Annotated in this window: 16 protein-coding genes; 8 read left to right on the top strand and 8 right to left on the bottom strand. The window is 61.5% G+C overall.

What is annotated here, in order from left to right; genetic code table 11:
• Positions 1 to 40: 40 nt before the first annotated feature.
• From JL39_RS29340 to trmB, 3 genes are all read left to right on the top strand, one after another.
• Positions 41 to 460: a helix-turn-helix domain-containing protein gene (locus JL39_RS29340; protein WP_037159150.1), complete on the top strand. Its 420-nt coding sequence runs from the start codon at positions 41 to 43 to the stop codon at positions 458 to 460.
• 186 nt (positions 461 to 646) lie between these two features.
• Positions 647 to 1,906, top strand: a complete 1,260-nt coding sequence (gene metK, locus JL39_RS29335; RefSeq protein WP_037159149.1) for a methionine adenosyltransferase — start codon at positions 647 to 649, stop codon at positions 1,904 to 1,906.
• An 84-nt stretch (positions 1,907 to 1,990) separates the two neighbouring features.
• Positions 1,991 to 2,692: a tRNA (guanosine(46)-N7)-methyltransferase TrmB gene (gene trmB, locus JL39_RS29330; RefSeq protein WP_037159146.1), complete on the top strand. Its 702-nt coding sequence runs from the start codon at positions 1,991 to 1,993 to the stop codon at positions 2,690 to 2,692.
• A 4-nt stretch (positions 2,693 to 2,696) separates the two neighbouring features.
• Here trmB and JL39_RS29325 read toward each other — a convergent pair whose 3' ends face one another.
• Positions 2,697 to 2,954, bottom strand: coding sequence for a DUF1150 family protein (locus JL39_RS29325; RefSeq protein ID WP_037159144.1), 258 nt, complete (start codon positions 2,952 to 2,954; stop codon positions 2,697 to 2,699).
• A gap of 45 nt (positions 2,955 to 2,999) precedes the next feature.
• On the bottom strand, positions 3,000 to 3,428 hold the full coding sequence (locus tag JL39_RS29320) for an Hsp20 family protein (RefSeq protein ID WP_037159141.1): 429 nt from the start codon (positions 3,426 to 3,428) through the stop codon (positions 3,000 to 3,002).
• Positions 3,429 to 3,629: 201 nt separating this feature from the next.
• Between JL39_RS29320 and JL39_RS29315 the strand changes: the two genes are divergently transcribed.
• On the top strand, positions 3,630 to 4,571 hold the full coding sequence (locus JL39_RS29315) for a nucleoside hydrolase (RefSeq protein WP_037159138.1): 942 nt from the start codon (positions 3,630 to 3,632) through the stop codon (positions 4,569 to 4,571).
• Between the two features lie 77 nt (positions 4,572 to 4,648).
• Here the strand turns inward: JL39_RS29315 and JL39_RS29310 are convergent, their stop codons facing one another.
• From JL39_RS29310 to rmuC, 3 genes are all read right to left on the bottom strand, one after another.
• Positions 4,649 to 7,003: a methyl-accepting chemotaxis protein gene (locus JL39_RS29310; protein ID WP_037159135.1), complete on the bottom strand. Its 2,355-nt coding sequence runs from the start codon at positions 7,001 to 7,003 to the stop codon at positions 4,649 to 4,651.
• Between the two features lie 196 nt (positions 7,004 to 7,199).
• Positions 7,200 to 8,099 (bottom strand): ribokinase, encoded by a 900-nt coding sequence (locus JL39_RS29305; RefSeq protein ID WP_037159132.1) that lies wholly within the window; start codon positions 8,097 to 8,099, stop codon positions 7,200 to 7,202.
• Positions 8,100 to 8,148: 49 nt separating this feature from the next.
• Entirely contained in the window at positions 8,149 to 9,342 is a 1,194-nt protein-coding gene (gene rmuC / locus JL39_RS29300; RefSeq protein ID WP_037159129.1) for a DNA recombination protein RmuC, read from the bottom strand.
• 111 nt (positions 9,343 to 9,453) lie between these two features.
• Between rmuC and def the strand changes: the two genes are divergently transcribed.
• The 3 genes from def to truA are packed head-to-tail and all read left to right on the top strand — an operon-like array spanning position 9,454 to position 11,715.
• Positions 9,454 to 9,969: a peptide deformylase gene (gene def, locus JL39_RS29295; protein ID WP_037159126.1), complete on the top strand. Its 516-nt coding sequence runs from the start codon at positions 9,454 to 9,456 to the stop codon at positions 9,967 to 9,969.
• A gap of 55 nt (positions 9,970 to 10,024) precedes the next feature.
• Positions 10,025 to 10,960, top strand: a complete 936-nt coding sequence (fmt, locus tag JL39_RS29290; protein WP_037159123.1) for a methionyl-tRNA formyltransferase — start codon at positions 10,025 to 10,027, stop codon at positions 10,958 to 10,960.
• Entirely contained in the window at positions 10,960 to 11,715 is a 756-nt protein-coding gene (gene truA / locus JL39_RS29285) for a tRNA pseudouridine(38-40) synthase TruA (RefSeq protein WP_037159120.1), read from the top strand. The genes fmt and truA overlap by 1 nt, the downstream gene beginning before the upstream one ends.
• Before the next feature lie 14 nt (positions 11,716 to 11,729).
• Here truA and JL39_RS29280 read toward each other — a convergent pair whose 3' ends face one another.
• The 3 genes from JL39_RS29280 to dapD are packed head-to-tail and all read right to left on the bottom strand — an operon-like array spanning position 11,730 to position 14,368.
• On the bottom strand, positions 11,730 to 12,326 hold the full coding sequence (locus tag JL39_RS29280; protein ID WP_037159117.1) for a hypothetical protein: 597 nt from the start codon (positions 12,324 to 12,326) through the stop codon (positions 11,730 to 11,732).
• Positions 12,310 to 13,506, bottom strand: a complete 1,197-nt coding sequence (dapE, locus tag JL39_RS29275; RefSeq protein ID WP_037159114.1) for a succinyl-diaminopimelate desuccinylase — start codon at positions 13,504 to 13,506, stop codon at positions 12,310 to 12,312. Before dapE ends, JL39_RS29280 begins: the two co-directional genes overlap by 17 nt.
• 7 nt (positions 13,507 to 13,513) lie before the next feature.
• Positions 13,514 to 14,368 (bottom strand): 2,3,4,5-tetrahydropyridine-2,6-dicarboxylate N-succinyltransferase, encoded by an 855-nt coding sequence (dapD, locus tag JL39_RS29270; RefSeq protein ID WP_037159112.1) that lies wholly within the window; start codon positions 14,366 to 14,368, stop codon positions 13,514 to 13,516.
• A gap of 137 nt (positions 14,369 to 14,505) precedes the next feature.
• On the opposite strand from dapD, the gene JL39_RS29265 reads away from it, so the two are divergent.
• Positions 14,506 to 15,366, top strand: coding sequence for an LOG family protein (locus JL39_RS29265; RefSeq protein WP_037159109.1), 861 nt, complete (start codon positions 14,506 to 14,508; stop codon positions 15,364 to 15,366).
• Position 15,367 lies beyond the last annotated feature (1 nt).

The following is a 15,367-nucleotide window of genomic DNA, read 5'->3' as shown; positions in this document are numbered from 1 at the left end:
GTTGTGAAGATTGAACCGTTAACTTCGTCAGGACATCGTTATGATTGAAAATAAGAAGAAGCCGAACCCGATAGACATTCACGTCGGCAGCCGGATTCGCCTTCGTCGGACCATGCTTGGAATGAGCCAGGAAAAACTGGGCGAAAGCCTTGGCATTACTTTCCAGCAGATCCAGAAATATGAGAAGGGCACCAATCGCGTCGGCGCAAGCCGCCTGCAGAATATCTCCAGCATCCTCAACGTGCCGGTTTCCTTCTTCTTCGAGGATGCTCCGGGCGAGCAGTCGGGCGGTCAGGCCGGCATGGCGGAAGCGTCAAGCTCCAATTATGTGGTCGATTTCCTGTCGTCTTCCGAAGGCCTGCAGCTCAACCGGGCCTTTGTGAAAATCTCCGACCCGAAGGTGCGCCGACGTGTGGTCGATCTCGTCAAGGCGCTGGCGGCGGATGCCGAAGTGGAATAAGACGGATTCAGTACGATTCCGCAAGCGGCCTAAGGGCCGCTTTTTTTTGCTCATTTTCTGGCATCCAAGTGTTGCTTGAGTGTTGAGATTGTACACATAAAGATATATTTATGTCGTTGTACGCTTGTTTTTGTCGGCGGAAGCCACTAACACAGGCTCGTTCGTTTCTTTGAGGGGAATCCCGTAATGCGCCCAAGTTACCTGTTCACCAGCGAGTCCGTCGCCGAAGGCCATCCGGACAAGGTTTGTGACCGTATTTCCGATGAAATCGTGGATCTTGTGTACCGCGAAGCGGTCAAGACCGGCGTCGATCCGTGGACGGTACGCATCGCCTGCGAGACGCTCGCGACCACCAACCGCGTGGTCATTGCCGGTGAGGTTCGCCTCCCGCCAAGCCTGATGAAGAAGGACAAGCAGGGCAAGGACGTCATCAACCCCTCGAAATTCAAGTCGGCCGCCCGCAAGGCGATCCGCGACATCGGATATGAACAGGACGGCTTCAACTGGAAGACGGCGAAGATCGACGTATTGCTGCACTCGCAGTCTGCCGATATCGCGCAAGGTGTCGACAGCGCCGCCGACCAGCAGGGCGACGAAGGTGCCGGCGACCAGGGCATCATGTTCGGTTATGCCTGCACGGAAACCCCGGATCTCATGCCGGCGCCGATCTACTATTCCCACAAGATCCTCCGGCTTCTCGCCGAAGCCCGCAAGAAGGGCGAGGGCGAAGTGGCCAAGCTCGGCCCGGACGCCAAGAGCCAGGTGACCGTCCGTTACGAAAACGGCAAGCCGGCCTGCGTCGATTCGATCGTGCTTTCCACCCAGCACCTCGATGAGAGCTGGGATTCCAAGAAGGTCCGCGCCGTCGTCGAACCCTATATCCGCGAGGCGCTCGGCGACCTGAAGATTTCCGACGATTGCAAGTGGTACATCAACCCGACCGGCAAGTTCGTCATCGGCGGCCCGGACGGCGATGCCGGCCTCACCGGCCGCAAGATCATCGTCGACACCTACGGTGGTGCAGCTCCGCATGGCGGCGGCGCCTTCTCCGGCAAGGACACGACCAAGGTCGACCGTTCGGCAGCCTATGCGGCGCGCTATCTGGCGAAGAACGTCGTTGCCGCCGGCCTTGCCGACCGTTGCACGATCCAGCTTTCCTATGCGATCGGCATTGCCCAGCCGCTGTCGATCTACGTCGACCTGCACGGCACCGGCAAGGGTGTGACGGAAGATCAGATCGAGGCTGCAATCCGCAAGGTCATGGACCTGTCGCCGTCGGGCATCCGCCGCCACCTCGACCTCAACAAGCCGATCTATGCCAAGACCTCGGCCTACGGCCACTTCGGCCGTAAAGCGGGCCGCGATGGTTCCTTCTCCTGGGAGAAGACCGATCTCGTCAAGCCGCTCAAGGATGCGCTGAAGGAAGAGATGCTGAAGGCCGCCTGATCGGTCTTTACGGATCGCTGAAGAAAACTGTAAAGCGGGTGTCTCCCTGAAGGAGACGCCCGCTTTTATCGTGAGAGAGCAGACATGACCGAACAACCGCACCCGAGCCGCGCCACCGAGGCATTTTTCGGGCGTCGCAAGGGCAAACCGCTGCGCGAGCGACAGGCGGAGGGCATGGCCACGCTGCTGCCGGCCTTGAAGCTTGATCTTCAAGCTCCGGCGCCGGCAAGACTGTCTGACCTGTTTCTCGTCCCGGTGGATGAACTGCGGCTGGAGATCGGTTTCGGCGGCGGCGAACATCTCATCCATCGCGCCCAGGAAAGCCCGAGAACGGGCTTCATCGGCGTGGAACCCTTCGTCAATTCCATGGCGAAGCTTCTGTCGCGCGTCGATCAGTTGGGTTTGAAGAATATCCGGGTCTATGACGACGATGCGACCCAGGTGCTGGACTGGCTGCCGGATGCTTCTCTCGATCGTGTGGATCTGCTCTATCCGGATCCGTGGCCGAAGCGCAAGCATTGGAAAAGGCGGTTCGTGTCCGAGGTCAATCTCGACCGCTTCCATCGCGTGCTGAAGCCGGGCGGCTTATTCTGCTTCGCATCCGACATCGACACCTATGTCAACTGGACGCTGATCCATTGCCGCGACCATGGCGGCTTTCAATGGCTGGCGGAGCAATCTTCCGACTGGCTGACCCCCTTCGCCGGCTGGCCAGGAACGCGATACGAAAACAAGGCCCGTCGCGAAGGCCGTTCCTCGGCCTATCTGACCTTCAGAAGGATCTGAAAAGTCAGTGCAGACTGACGGTCTTCAGGTCGTCCTCAGCAGCCTTGAAGAAGGTGCTGGAACGGTTGTCGGTCAAGAGGATCGGCGTGCCATCGGCGCCGAACAGGGCCCAAAGGTCGAGATTGGGATCGATTTCCGGGGCTTCGGGGAAGCAGCGGGACACTTCATCCGACCGCATCTTGCGAATATATCCGACCTCTCCAGTACCCAGATGAGCGAGTTCGGACTGCGTCAAACGCGTATTCGCTTCTTTCAGGAGCATTCCAGCCTCCAGTATTGAGGATGCAACGGCATTAATGCCGTTGACCTACTCTGAGACGGAAATGTTAATTTTTCGCACCATGCGTTCCGGCTCGGGGCGGACGAGGTCTATCGACAGGAGACCGTTTCTGAGCGAGGCACCGGAGACCTGCATGCCGTCGGCGAGCACGAACACACGCTGGAACTGACGAGCTGCAATGCCCCGGTAGAGGTAATTCCGGTCGCCCTGTTCCATCTGGCGTCCGCGAATGACGAGCTGGTTCTCCTCGATCGTCACATCGAGCTCGGATTCGGAAAAGCCGGCGACCGCAACTGTAATGCGAAGCCGTTCCGGCGCGCCGGACGCGTCCGCCTGGATGCGTTCGATATTGTAGGGCGGGTAGCCGTCATTCGCCTTCGCGAGGCGCTCGAGGGTCTTTTCCATGGAGTCGAAGCCCAAAAGCAGCGGGCTCGCAAATGGCATCATTCGGCTCATCGTGCAGTCCTTGTAACAAGCGACCCTATCGGCGCCCGAAATTCGGCGCGCCAATTCGGAAACTTATATGGGGAGTTGCAGCAAAGACCGCAAGAATGAATCCGGTCGTCAGTATTTGCAATCCTTCCATATAAGCCCCGCCCGTACTTGACAATCTGTAGGAGCAGGGCCACCAAGCCCCGGCAAAATCAGGGGCATTCCATGGAACGCAGAAAGATCATCATCGATACCGATCCGGGCCAGGATGATGCCGCTGCGATCATGCTGGCTTTTGCAAGCCCCGCGGAACTGGACGTGCTCGGCCTCTGCGCAGTCGCCGGAAACGTGCCGCTTTCCTATACCAGCCGTAACCTCAGGATCGTCTGCGAACTCTGCGGCAGGCAGGACGCGGCGATCTACGAGGGAGCCCGGAAACCAACCCTGCGTCCTCAGGTGACCGCGGAGCACGTCCACGGCAGGACAGGTCTCGACGGCGCCGAACTGCCTGAGCCGATGATGCCGGTGCGCAGCACCCATGCCGTGGATTTCATCGTCGAGACATTGCGCTCCGAGCCGGTCGGAACGGTGACGCTTTGTACCCTCGGGCCGCTCACCAATGTGGCGCTGGCGCTTCAAAAGGCGCCGGACATAGCACCGCGCGTGAGGGAATTGGTGATGATGGGCGGTGGCTTCTTCGAGGGTGGCAACATCACGCCTGCTGCCGAGTTCAACATCTATGTGGATCCGGAAGCGGCGAAGGCCGTCTTTGCCTCCGCTATCCCGATCGTCATGATGCCGCTCGACGTCACCCACAAGCTTTTGACGACCAAGGCTCGTGTCGGAAAGATTGCGGCACTCGGGACCAGGCCGGCACAGGTGCTGGTCGACTGGCTTGCGTTCTTCGAGCGATTCGACATCGAAAAATACGGCTCCGATGGCGGGCCGCTGCATGATCCGACCGTGATTGCCTATCTGCTGAAGCCCGAACTCTTCTCGGGGCGCGATTGCAATGTCGAAATCGAAACGCGGTCGGAGCTGACGGCCGGCATGACCGTAGTCGACTGGTGGCGGGTTTCCGGCCGCAAGCCCAATGCCAAGGTCATGCGCGATGTGGATGCCGACGGCTTCTTCGCACTGCTGACGGAACGTGTCGGCCGGCTTTGATCGGCCTCACCCGCGGATAAAGGAAAGGCCGCCGGACACTGACCGGCGGCCACCGTTCAGGCTTTTTGCATTGGCAATCAGAACTCTTCCCACTCATCCGCAACGGCGGCCGATCCCGCAGCAACGGCCGCCTTCGGTGCAGGCTTTGCACGCGGCGATGCTGGAGCAGGTCGATTTGCCTGCGGCGCCCGCATGGACTGTGCGACCTGCCGCAATGCCTGCGGTGCGTTCTGAACCTGGCCCGTGGCATGCGTCGAGACGCGGAAGCGGGCTACCAGCGACCGCAACGTTTCCGCCTCATTGCTGAGCACGGAACTTGCCGCGGTGGTTTCTTCCACCATGGCGGCGTTCTGCTGGGTCACCTGATCCATCTGGTTGACGGCGGAATTGATCTCCTTGAGGCCGGCAGCCTGTTCGCTGGCGGAGGCGGAGATCTGACGGATCAGCCCGTTGATCTGCATGACTTGGACGGCGATCTTCTGCAGCGCATCGCCCGCCTTTCCGACCAGGTCCACTCCCTCGCCGACCTGGGTCGTAGATGTGTTGATGAGGGCTTTGATCTCCTTGGCGGCATTAGCAGAGCGCTGCGCCAACTCGCGCACTTCCTGCGCAACGACGGCGAACCCTTTTCCGGCCTCGCCGGCGCGGGCCGCTTCGACGCCTGCGTTGAGCGCAAGCAGGTTGGTCTGGAAAGCGATTTCGTCGATGACGCCGATAATGCGGGAAATCTCCTGCGAGGACTGGGCAATGCCCTGCATCGAGGCGACCGCCTTTTGCACCACCTCACCGGACTTTTCCGCATCGTCACAGGCGAGGTTGACAGTGGAGGCAGCCGAACCCGCATTTTCAGCGCTGGAATTCACCTGGGCGGTGAGCTCGTTGAGCGCTGCGGCGGTCTCTTCGAGGCTCGATGCCTGCTGCTCGGTCCTGCGCGACAGATCCTGTGCGCTGGCGGCAATTTCGCGGGTACCGTTGCCAATGTTATGCACGGTGGAATTGACGGTCGCGATCGTGTCTTCAAGGCTTTCCAGCGCCCGGTTGAAATCGGTCTTCAACTTTGCGTATTCGCCTGGAAACTCTTCCTGGACCCGATAGCCGAGGTTGCCGTTCGAGAGTTCGGCCAATCCCTTGGCAAGGGAAGCCACGATGCACTGCTGTTCAAGCGCGTTGGCTTCCCGCTCGTTTTCCGAACGGCTCCTCTCCTTTTCGGCGGCATTGCGCTGAGCTTCCGCCTCGGTTTCCAATCGGCGGCCGTCGGCCAGCGTATGCCGGAAGCCTTCGAGCGATTGAGAGAGCGAGCCGATCTCATCGTTACGGTCCTGGCCTTCGACCGGCTGCTCGAAACGACCCTGGCTGAGAAGATCGACGCTTCCGAGCAGCGCGCCCAAAGGACGACGCACGAAGACGGTACTGCCGAAATAGAGGGTCGCAATGCAGGCGCCCATGATGACGACGCCGCCAAGAACCATCATCCACGTCTGATCCCGGACAGGTGCAGCGATGACGCTGTGGGGCACGTCGACGACGATCGCCCAGGTGGCGTTGAGGTCCGGTACCGTGAATGGGTAGACGACGCGGTCGTATGGTTCCGAAGCATCGGCCGAGAGATTGTCGAGTTGTGCGGGCTTGTCTGCCTTCAGCGCGGCGAGAAGCTCGCTCGCCTTTTCGCCTTCCACCGGCTTCATCAGCTTGTCCGGATCAACCGGGACAATCCACTTGCCACCCTGGGACACGAGAAGGACACGGCCGGAACCGAAGGGCTTCATCGCCTGCAGCTTCCTCGTGAGGGTGGCGAGCGACACATCGAGACCGGCAACACCGAGAAATTTCGAGCCTGAGAAGACCGGATAGGCGATCGAGCTCATGGCGGTTGCGTCGCCGGTCGTGCTTTCCACGTAAGGCTGGGTCAGCGAGCCTTTCTTCGAGTTGGCGGCCAGCGCATACCACTCCGCCTGGGTGTCGATGTCGAAAACGCTGTAGGCGATATCGCCGGAGCGGCTCTTGGTCCAATAGGGTGCAAGTTCGCCCTTCTTGTTGGCCCCCATCTCCTTGTTGCCGACCAGGTCGGCGTTCTTGCCGTCGAAGGTGCCGGGGGCTTCTGCGAACCAGCTGCCATAGGCGAATGCGTTCTGCTCGAGATTGGCCTTCAGGGCATCGACCACGCCCTTGCGATCAAGGTAATCGCCCGCATGACCGCGACCGATCACGCCGGCGATCGATCGGGCGGCGCCCGCGAGTTGTCCCATGTCGACGGCGACTTCGTTGGCGATCGAGCGAGCCTCGGCCTCGGCCTGAGCCATGGTGAGCGACGAGACGCGGCTGCGTGTCTGGGAGATCAGGAAGAGGTTGGAGATGACGAGAACTGCAGCGATTGCCAGGCTCGTCACAAGGATCAGTTTCGTGGACAGGGACTTGATCTTCAGCGGAAACATGGGCTCGCGCCTTCAGCAGGGTATCAAAGGGGGAGTATTCACCTGGAGGCGCCCCGTCATGGGGCTGCCGCGGAAGGGATAGCTGGCGAATCCACTGCCGCGGAGGTGTTGGCGACACCCTAGGATCGATATCTTAACTTTGACTGAAATCAGCGCAGCCGGAATTGACATCGCAACAGCACGGTTGCCGCCTACTTCAGACTCGGCGATCGACCTGATCGGCGAGCGGGATGGACGGCTGCGCACCGCGGACAAGGCAGGCGAGCGAGCCGGCAACCGCCGCCCTGCGGAGTGCTTCGGCAAATTCAAGTCCCTGCTCCAGGCTGGCGGCCAGGTAGCCGCAGAACGTGTCGCCCGCCCCGACCGTATCGACCGGTTCGATCTTGAGTCCTTCAGCAGAAAAGAACCGACCCTCACGGATGGCTACGACGCCATCGCCGCCGAGTGTCACCACGAAGGTCTGGCCGGTTTCCGAATGCAGCTTTTCCAATGCGGCCTTACGCGTGGCGGCATCCGGAATCGGATGCCCCGCAAGAAGCTCGAATTCTGTCTCGTTGGCGACCACGATATCGGCAAGCCGGGCAAGCCGTGCAGCGTCATCCGTCAGCGGCGCTGTATTCATCAGCGTTACAATCCCCTTTGCGCGTGCCGCCTTGAGGGCCGCTTCCACCGTTGTCGCCGGAATCTCGAGTTGCAACATCAGGATGTCGCCGGTCTGCATGGTTTCGACTGCCGCGTGGGCCTGTGCCTCACTCACGGTGCCGTTGGCGCCGGGCACGACCGCGATCATATTCTCGCCTATGCCGCCGACAAGGATCAGCGCCGTGCCGGTCGGCGTGCTGACATGCGCGACGGCGGACAGGTCAACCTTAGCTTCATCGAGAAGGACGAGCGCCGGTCCGGCAAAGTTATCTTCGCCGACGGCTCCGACCATCTTCACCGTGCTTCCGGCGCGCCGTGCCGCCAGCGCCTGGTTGGCGCCCTTGCCGCCGGCAGCCGTTGCGAAGCTCGTTCCTGCAACGGTTTCACCGGGCTGCGGAAGGCGTTCGGTCGTTGCGGTGAGATCCATGTTGATGGAGCCGAGGACAGTGATCATGGGCAGGCCTGCTTGCTGGTGTAAAGTCGCGCGACACTGCCCGAGAGCGTTACTCCTCGTCAACCACCCTGAGCTTGAGCAGGCCGGTGCGGCTTTCGACGACCTTGGCCTGCGGCGCGTCGCGGGATGCTTCGGCGTCTGCCGGCGCTTCCAGTTCCAATGCCTCGATCCTGGCGCCACGGCGATTGAGCTTGTCAGTGGACGTGATGATCTGCTCCACATCCTTCTGGGCGGCGAGGAAATGCGCCTGAAGTTTGCGGGTCCTGTCGTCGAGCCGGGCCAGATCCTCCACCAGAAGCGCTACCTCGCCCTGGATGAGATGCGCCTGTTCGCGCATCCGCTGATCTTTCAGGACTGCCTGGATGACCTGGATCGACAGCATCAGGAGAGAAGGCGATACGAAGACCACGCGGGCGCGTTGCGCCTTCTGCACAACACCCTCGAAATGCTCGTGGATCTCGGCGAAGATCGATTCCGACGGCACGAAGAGGAAGGCCATCTCCTGGGTTTCGCCCGGCAGGAGGTATTTCTCGGAAACGTCTTTGATATGCACGTCCAGATCGCGGCGGAACTGCTGCGCAGCCGCCCGCCTCGCTTCTGGTGCGGCAGCCTCGCGAAAGGCATTCCAGGCCTCCAGCGGGAACTTGGCATCCACTGCCAGCGGCGGTGCGCCGTTCGGCATCTTGATGAGGCAGTCGGGCCGGGTGCCGTTGGAAAGCAGTGCCTGGAACGAATAGGCGCCGAGCGGAAGGCCGTCCGCGACGATCGCCTCCATCCGCCCCCGGCCCAAAGCGCCGCGAGTCTGCTTGTTCGACAGGATCGCCTGCAGGCCGACGACATCCTTGGCAAGCGTCTGGATATTGTTCTGCGCGGCGTCGATGACGGCGAGTCTCTCCTGAAGCCGGCGGAGATTCTCATGCGTCGACTTGGTCTGTTCGGTAATCGTCGCGCCGATCCGGTGCGTCATGCCATCAAGACGCTGGCTGACAGCCTGGTTGAGTTCCGATTGCCGCGCCGAAAGCGTCTCCGCCATGGCCGACAGCCGGCCCTGCATCTCGCTCTGGGCACGAAGGAGTTCGGAAAGCCTCGCTTCCGCCTCGACCGCCTGCCGGGCGATTTCCCGCTGGCGACGGTTGATAAAAAACACCGCGAGCAGAATAACTAGCGCCGCCGCTGCGGCTGCAACGGCCACAGCCTGCTGGTCGGCCAGAAGCGCGGGGAGACGTGCGAGAAGATCATCCATGGCGGGAAGCTAACAGAATTCCGCGGCTTGAAAAGATCAAAACGTGAACATTATATAAAAAAGCGAAGCGATCCCTGTTTCTTCCGAAAAAAAGTTACGTTATGGGAAGCCATGACCATCAAACCGCTGATTATTCTCCCGAACCCGATCCTGCGCCAGGTTTCCAAGCCCGTCGAACAGGTAAATGACGAACTCCTGAGGCTTGCCGACGATATGCTGGAGACCATGTACGAGGCGCCTGGCATCGGCCTTGCGGCGATCCAGATCGGCGTGCCGCGCCGGCTTCTCGTCATCGACGTTGCCCGGGAGGGCGAAGAGAAGAACCCGCAGGTCTTCATCAACCCGGAGATCGTCAAATCCTCCGACGAGCGGTCCGTCTACGAGGAGGGCTGCCTTTCTATTCCGGAATATTACGCCGAGGTGGAGCGGCCCGCGGCTGTCACGGTCAAGCATATCGGCCGGGACGGCAAGGAACATATGGTGGAGGCCGATGGCCTGCTTGCCACCTGCCTGCAGCACGAGATCGATCACCTGAACGGCGTGCTCTTCATCGACTACATCTCGCGTCTGAAGCGGGAGATGGTGATCAAGAAGTTCACCAAGGCCGCCAAGGCGAAGGCCGTTTAGGGCTTCAACCGGCGATCTTCAGTTTGAAGGCGCGCTTTCCAAGCGTGGAACGTCCATGTCTCTTCGAATCATCTTCATGGGCACGCCGGAATTTTCCGTGCCGACGCTTGAGGGCCTGAAGCAGGCGGGCCATGATATCGTCGCGGTCTATACGCAGCCGCCGAGGCCGGGCGGCCGGCGCGGGCTTGATCTCGTCAAGTCGCCGGTACATCAGGCGGCCGAGCTTCTCGGCATTCCCGTCTTCACGCCCGCCAACTTCAAGGATCCGGAAGAGCGCGAGAAATTCCGGGCTCTGAACGCCGACGTGGCCGTGGTCGTTGCCTATGGCCTGCTTCTGCCGGAAGCGGTCCTCACCGGCACGCGGCTCGGCTGTTACAACGGCCATGCGTCGCTCCTGCCGCGCTGGCGTGGTGCAGCCCCCATACAGCGGGCGATCATGGAAGGAGACGAGAAGACCGGCATGATGGTGATGCAGATGGAGAAAGGCCTCGATACGGGGCCGGTGGCGCTTACTAGGGAAGTCGAGATCGGCGAAAACATGACGGCGGGAGAACTGCACGACAAGCTGATGCTGGTCGGCGCCCGCGCCATGGTCGAGGCGATGGGGAAACTGGAAGCCGGCGACCTGCCGCTGACGCCGCAGCCGCAAGAGGGCGTGCTTTATGCCGCCAAGATAGACAAGGGCGAGACGCGCATTGATTTCTCGAAACCGGGGCGGGATGTTCATAACCATATTCGCGGCCTGTCGCCCTTTCCCGGCGCCTGGTTCGAGGCCGAGATCAACGGCAGGCCGGAGCGCATCAAGGTTTTGGCATCCGAAATGAGGGAGGGGCGTGGTCAGCCAGGCATGGTGCTGGATGACGCGCTGACGGTCGCCTGCGGTGATGGTGCCGTCCGGCTGCTGAAGCTTCAGAAAGCAGGCGGCAAGCCGCTTGCGGCGGCCGATTTCCTGCGCGGCACGCCGATCCCGGCCGGGGCGAGGCTCTCCTGATGCCGCGATACCGCATGACCGTCGAATATGACGGCACCAATTATGTCGGCTGGCAGATGCAGGAAAACGGCCACTCGGTGCAGGCGGCGCTCCAGGGCGGCATCCTGTCGCTGACCGGCGAAACCGTCTCGATCCGCGGCGCGGGCCGCACGGATTCCGGCGTTCACGCCGTGGGTCAGGTCATCCACGCGGATCTATCGCGCGAGTGGAAGCCTTATAAGCTGCGCAATGCATTGAACGCCCATTTGATGATGGCGGGCGAAAAGGTGTCGGTGCTCGACGTCCAGGCGGTCGATGAGACGTTCGATGCGCGCTTTTCGGCGCTCCGCCGGCATTATCTCTACCGCATCCTCAATCGTCCGTCGCCATTGGCGCTGGAGGCCAAGCGCGCATGGTGGGTGGCGCGCCATCTCGATCACGAAGCCATGCACGCAGCGGCGCAGACGCTGGTCGGGCACCATGATTTCACGACGTTCCGTTCGGCCCACTGCCAGGCGACGAGCCCGGTTCGCACGCTCGACCGGCTGGATGTGACCCGCACCGGCGACCTGATCGAAATCCGGGCAAGCGCCCAGAGTTTCCTGCACAACCAGATCCGCTCCTTCGCCGGCACGCTGAAGCTTGCGGGCGAGGGCAAGATGACGCCGGAAGATGTGCGCGCCGCGTTGGATGCGCGGGATCGCTCGGCCTGCGGGCCGGTCGCGCCGCCGGAAGGCCTCTATTTCATGAAGGTCGATTATCCCGGCGATCCGTGATCCCGCAAAGATAGTCAGAACGGATAGATGCCGAGGAAGCGTTGCAATGCTTCGGTCAGCAGCATGCCCGGAACGATCAGCACCAGGACGAGGCCCGTGACCATCAGCGGCTGCGGCCCGCAGATCATCCGCATCACCCGTGAGACGGAAACGACCATGGCGATGAGCAGGGCGAAGTGGACGAGCGCCAGCAACGCGTCGAGGCTGGAAGGCAACAGGAAGCGCAGACTGAGCAGGCCGTAGAGATAGGCGAACGGAACCGAGAGCCAGTTGACGCTGACGACGACGGCCGAGAATTTCCGCCCGATGCCGAGCAGCGCGCAGAGAATGCCGGCAAGAATCAGCGGCACCAGCCAATTGAAGACCTCCAGCATCGCCATGCGGACGAAGAAAAGCCCGCCGACCCGCGCACCCGCCGGCATGCCTTCGAGCAGATAGGCCCGCCACCACAGCCAGGAAATCGCTGCTGCCGGCAGGCACCAGACGAAAGCCCAGAACGAGCGCATCATGCCTCGATCGGAAATGTCGAGGAGCCGGAAACCTTGGGCGTCGCCTCTGATCAACAGCCAGAGGCCATTAAGATAGAGCCTGACTTCATGGTAGGAGGGCATTATCGAACCAGCGGGAGATGAAAGTCCCATAGATTTGGGTGAGTATTTCCAGATCGGCAAGGGCTACCCGTTCATCCACCATGTGCATGGTCTGGCCGACGAGGCCGAATTCCACCACCGGGCAGTAATCCTTGATGAAACGGGCATCCGATGTGCCGCCGGTGGTGGAAAGCTGCGGCGTCCTGCCTGTCACGTTTTCGACCGCTTCGGAAAGCGAGGCGATCAGCGCATTGTTGCGGGTGAGGAACACATGGCTTGGCCGTTCGGCCCAGGCGATCTCGTAGCGGACCGGATCGCGGCCCGGGCGAAGCGGGCTGCCGGCTGCGGCGGCATCGAGCCGCCGCAGGATCTCGGCTTTCACCGTATCGGCGGTCCAGGTGTCGTTGAACCGGATGTTGAAAGCAAAGCTTGCCCTGGCCGGAATGACATTGGTGGCCGGATTGCCGACGTCCACCGAGGTCACCTCCAGGTTGGAGGGCGGAAAATTATCCGTTCCCGTATCGAAGGGCGGATCCATCAGCGCCGAGGCAAGCGGCAACAGCCCGCGCACCGGATTGTCGGCAAGATGCGGATAGGCCGCATGACCCTGGACGCCGAGAACGCTCACCTTGCCGGAGACGGAACCGCGCCGGCCGATCTTGATCATGTCGCCGAGGGCGTCCGGATTGGTCGGTTCGCCGACCAGGCAGGCGTCCCAGCGTTCCCCTCTCTCGGCTGCCCATTTCAGCAGTTTTTCCGTACCGTTGACGGCCGGGCCTTCCTCATCGCCGGTGATCAGGAATGAGATCGAGCCCTTTGGCATGCCATGCTTTTCGATATGGCGTGCGATTGCCGCGACGAAGCAGGCGATGCCGCCTTTCATGTCCACCGCGCCACGACCGAAAAGCTCACCGCCGGCAATCACGGCGGCGAAGGGTGGATGGCTCCAGGAGGCTTCGTCGCCCGGCGGCACGACGTCCGTATGCCCGGCGAACATCAGGTGCGGGCCCTTGCTTCCGAGTCGCGCATAGAGGTTCTCGATGTCCGGCATGCCCGGTTCCGTCGCCACCATGCGCTCCACCTTGAAGCCGAGCGGCAGGAGCATGGCCTCCAGTGCCGAAAGCGCACCGCCTTCGGCGGGCGTCACCGAAGGGCAGCGGATGAGAGTCTGGAGATTGATGACGGGATCGGATGTGGACATTGTTCGCTCAATCGCGGAGCAGTTCGTTGATGCCGGTCTTGGAGCGGGTCTTTTCATCGACGCGCTTGACGATCACGGCGCAATAGAGGCTCGGGCCCGGTTCGCCGTTCGGCAGCGGCTTGCCCGGCATGGTGCCGGCCACGACCACCGAATAGGGCGGCACTTCCCCATACATGACTTCGCCGGTCGTGCGGTCGACAATCTTGGTCGATTTGCCGATGAAAACGCCCATGCCGAGCACCGAACCCTCGCGGATGATGCAGCCTTCGACGACTTCCGAACGGGCGCCGATGAAGCAATTGTCCTCGATGATAGTGGGGCCTGCCTGCATCGGTTCCAGCACGCCGCCGATGCCGACTCCACCGGAGAGATGCACGTTCTTGCCGATCTGCGCGCAGGAACCGACGGTCGCCCAGGTGTCGACCATCGTGCCTTCATCGACGAAGGCGCCGAGGTTCACGAAGGAGGGCATCAGCACCACGTTCTTCGCGATATAGGCGGAACGGCGAACCACCGCGTTCGGCACGGCGCGGAAGCCGGCGGCGCGAAACGCATTCTCGCCCCAGCCTTCGAATTTCGACGGCACCTTGTCCCACCAGGTGGAATTGCCCGGCCCGCCCTTGACCACTTCCATGTCGCTGAGCCGGAAGGAGAGCAGCACGGCTTTCTTGAGCCACTGATGCACGGTCCAGGTTCCATCCGCACCGCGGCTTGCCACGCGCGCCTTGCCGCTGTCCAGCAGCGAGAGCGCCTCCTCGACGGCATCGCGCACCTCGCCTTTCGTGGAGACCGTGACGCTGTCACGGTTGTCGAAAGCGGTCTCGATAGTCTTTTCGAGGGAAGAGAAGTCGGGGCTGCTCATGGGAAATCCTTAAACGTCGCTCGATATCGTGATGGTGGGAGAGGTGGTTTTTTAGTGTCATTTGCTCTAAGCGACCGCCACTCAAGCGTCAATGTGAATTGGCGTCAACCGATGTTGATGCCGGAAGGATCAGGCAAATGGCAAGGTCAAGGAAAGACGGACCAAGGCGCAAGGATGGTGTCTGGGATCCGCTGAAGGACAATGTGGCGGACAGGCAGGCGGCGGCGGGCCTGCCAAAGACGCCGCAGACGGAATCGCCGTCCTACCGGCTCGCTTATGTGGATGAAGATTTTCTATGCCGGGAAGAGCTTCGCCCGGTTCGCCTGCAGCTCGAACTGCTGAAGGTGGAGATGGCCCTTGCCGAACGCGGCATCCGATCGACCGTCGTGCTCTTCGGTGGTGCGCGCATTCCCGCTCCGGGCCAGAGCGCTTGGGCGGCTCGCAACGAAACCCAGCGCAAGAGCCTTGAAGCGGCTTCGGTTTATTACGAGGAGGCGCAGAAATTCGCGGCCCTCTGCGGCAAGTATTCGGCCATCTACAACCATCAGGAATACGTGGTCGTGACGGGCGGCGGCCCTGGCGTGATGGAGGCCGGAAATCGCGGAGCGACCGAGGCCGGCGCGCCCAGCATCGGTCTCAACATCATGCTGCCGCACGAGCAGGCGCCGAACCGGTTCGTAACCCCCGAGCTCAGTTTCAACTTCCACTATTTCGCCATCCGCAAGATGCATTTCATGATGCGCGCCAAGGCGGTAGCAGTGTTTCCAGGCGGCTTCGGCACGCTCGACGAGATGTTCGAGGCGCTCACTCTCATCCAGACCAGGCGCATGGAGCGCGTTCCGCTGATCCTTTTCAGCGAATCCTTCTGGCGCGGTATCATCAATTTCGAAGCGCTTGCGGAATTCGGCACGATCGCGCCGGATGACGTGAACTTGATCAGCTTCGTGGAAACGGCCGATCAGGCCTGGAAAATCATCGCGGACTTTTACGAGCACTGAA

Origin of the sequence: Rhizobium sp. YS-1r, from assembly GCF_000757525.1 — a bacterium.
Lineage (GTDB): Bacteria > Pseudomonadota > Alphaproteobacteria > Rhizobiales > Rhizobiaceae > Neorhizobium > Neorhizobium petrolearium.
This window is presented reverse-complemented; position numbering and strand designations above follow the sequence as displayed.

Excerpts from the sequence above, each read along its gene's own strand:
- JL39_RS29340 (WP_037159150.1), top strand. The coding sequence starts at position 41 with ATGATTGAAAATAAGAAGAAGCCGAACCCGATAGACATTCACGTCGGC.
- metK (WP_037159149.1), top strand. The coding sequence starts at position 647 with ATGCGCCCAAGTTACCTGTTCACCAGCGAGTCCGTCGCCGAAGGCCAT.
- trmB (WP_037159146.1), top strand. The coding sequence starts at position 1,991 with ATGACCGAACAACCGCACCCGAGCCGCGCCACCGAGGCATTTTTCGGG.
- JL39_RS29325 (WP_037159144.1), bottom strand. The coding sequence starts at position 2,954 with ATGCTCCTGAAAGAAGCGAATACGCGTTTGACGCAGTCCGAACTCGCT.
- JL39_RS29320 (WP_037159141.1), bottom strand. The coding sequence starts at position 3,428 with ATGAGCCGAATGATGCCATTTGCGAGCCCGCTGCTTTTGGGCTTCGAC.
- JL39_RS29315 (WP_037159138.1), top strand. The coding sequence starts at position 3,630 with ATGGAACGCAGAAAGATCATCATCGATACCGATCCGGGCCAGGATGAT.
- JL39_RS29310 (WP_037159135.1), bottom strand. The coding sequence starts at position 7,003 with ATGTTTCCGCTGAAGATCAAGTCCCTGTCCACGAAACTGATCCTTGTG.
- JL39_RS29305 (WP_037159132.1), bottom strand. The coding sequence starts at position 8,099 with ATGATCACTGTCCTCGGCTCCATCAACATGGATCTCACCGCAACGACC.
- rmuC (WP_037159129.1), bottom strand. The coding sequence starts at position 9,342 with ATGGATGATCTTCTCGCACGTCTCCCCGCGCTTCTGGCCGACCAGCAG.
- def (WP_037159126.1), top strand. The coding sequence starts at position 9,454 with ATGACCATCAAACCGCTGATTATTCTCCCGAACCCGATCCTGCGCCAG.
- fmt (WP_037159123.1), top strand. The coding sequence starts at position 10,025 with ATGTCTCTTCGAATCATCTTCATGGGCACGCCGGAATTTTCCGTGCCG.
- truA (WP_037159120.1), top strand. The coding sequence starts at position 10,960 with ATGCCGCGATACCGCATGACCGTCGAATATGACGGCACCAATTATGTC.
- JL39_RS29280 (WP_037159117.1), bottom strand. The coding sequence starts at position 12,326 with ATGCCCTCCTACCATGAAGTCAGGCTCTATCTTAATGGCCTCTGGCTG.
- dapE (WP_037159114.1), bottom strand. The coding sequence starts at position 13,506 with ATGTCCACATCCGATCCCGTCATCAATCTCCAGACTCTCATCCGCTGC.
- dapD (WP_037159112.1), bottom strand. The coding sequence starts at position 14,368 with ATGAGCAGCCCCGACTTCTCTTCCCTCGAAAAGACTATCGAGACCGCT.
- JL39_RS29265 (WP_037159109.1), top strand. The coding sequence starts at position 14,506 with ATGGCAAGGTCAAGGAAAGACGGACCAAGGCGCAAGGATGGTGTCTGG.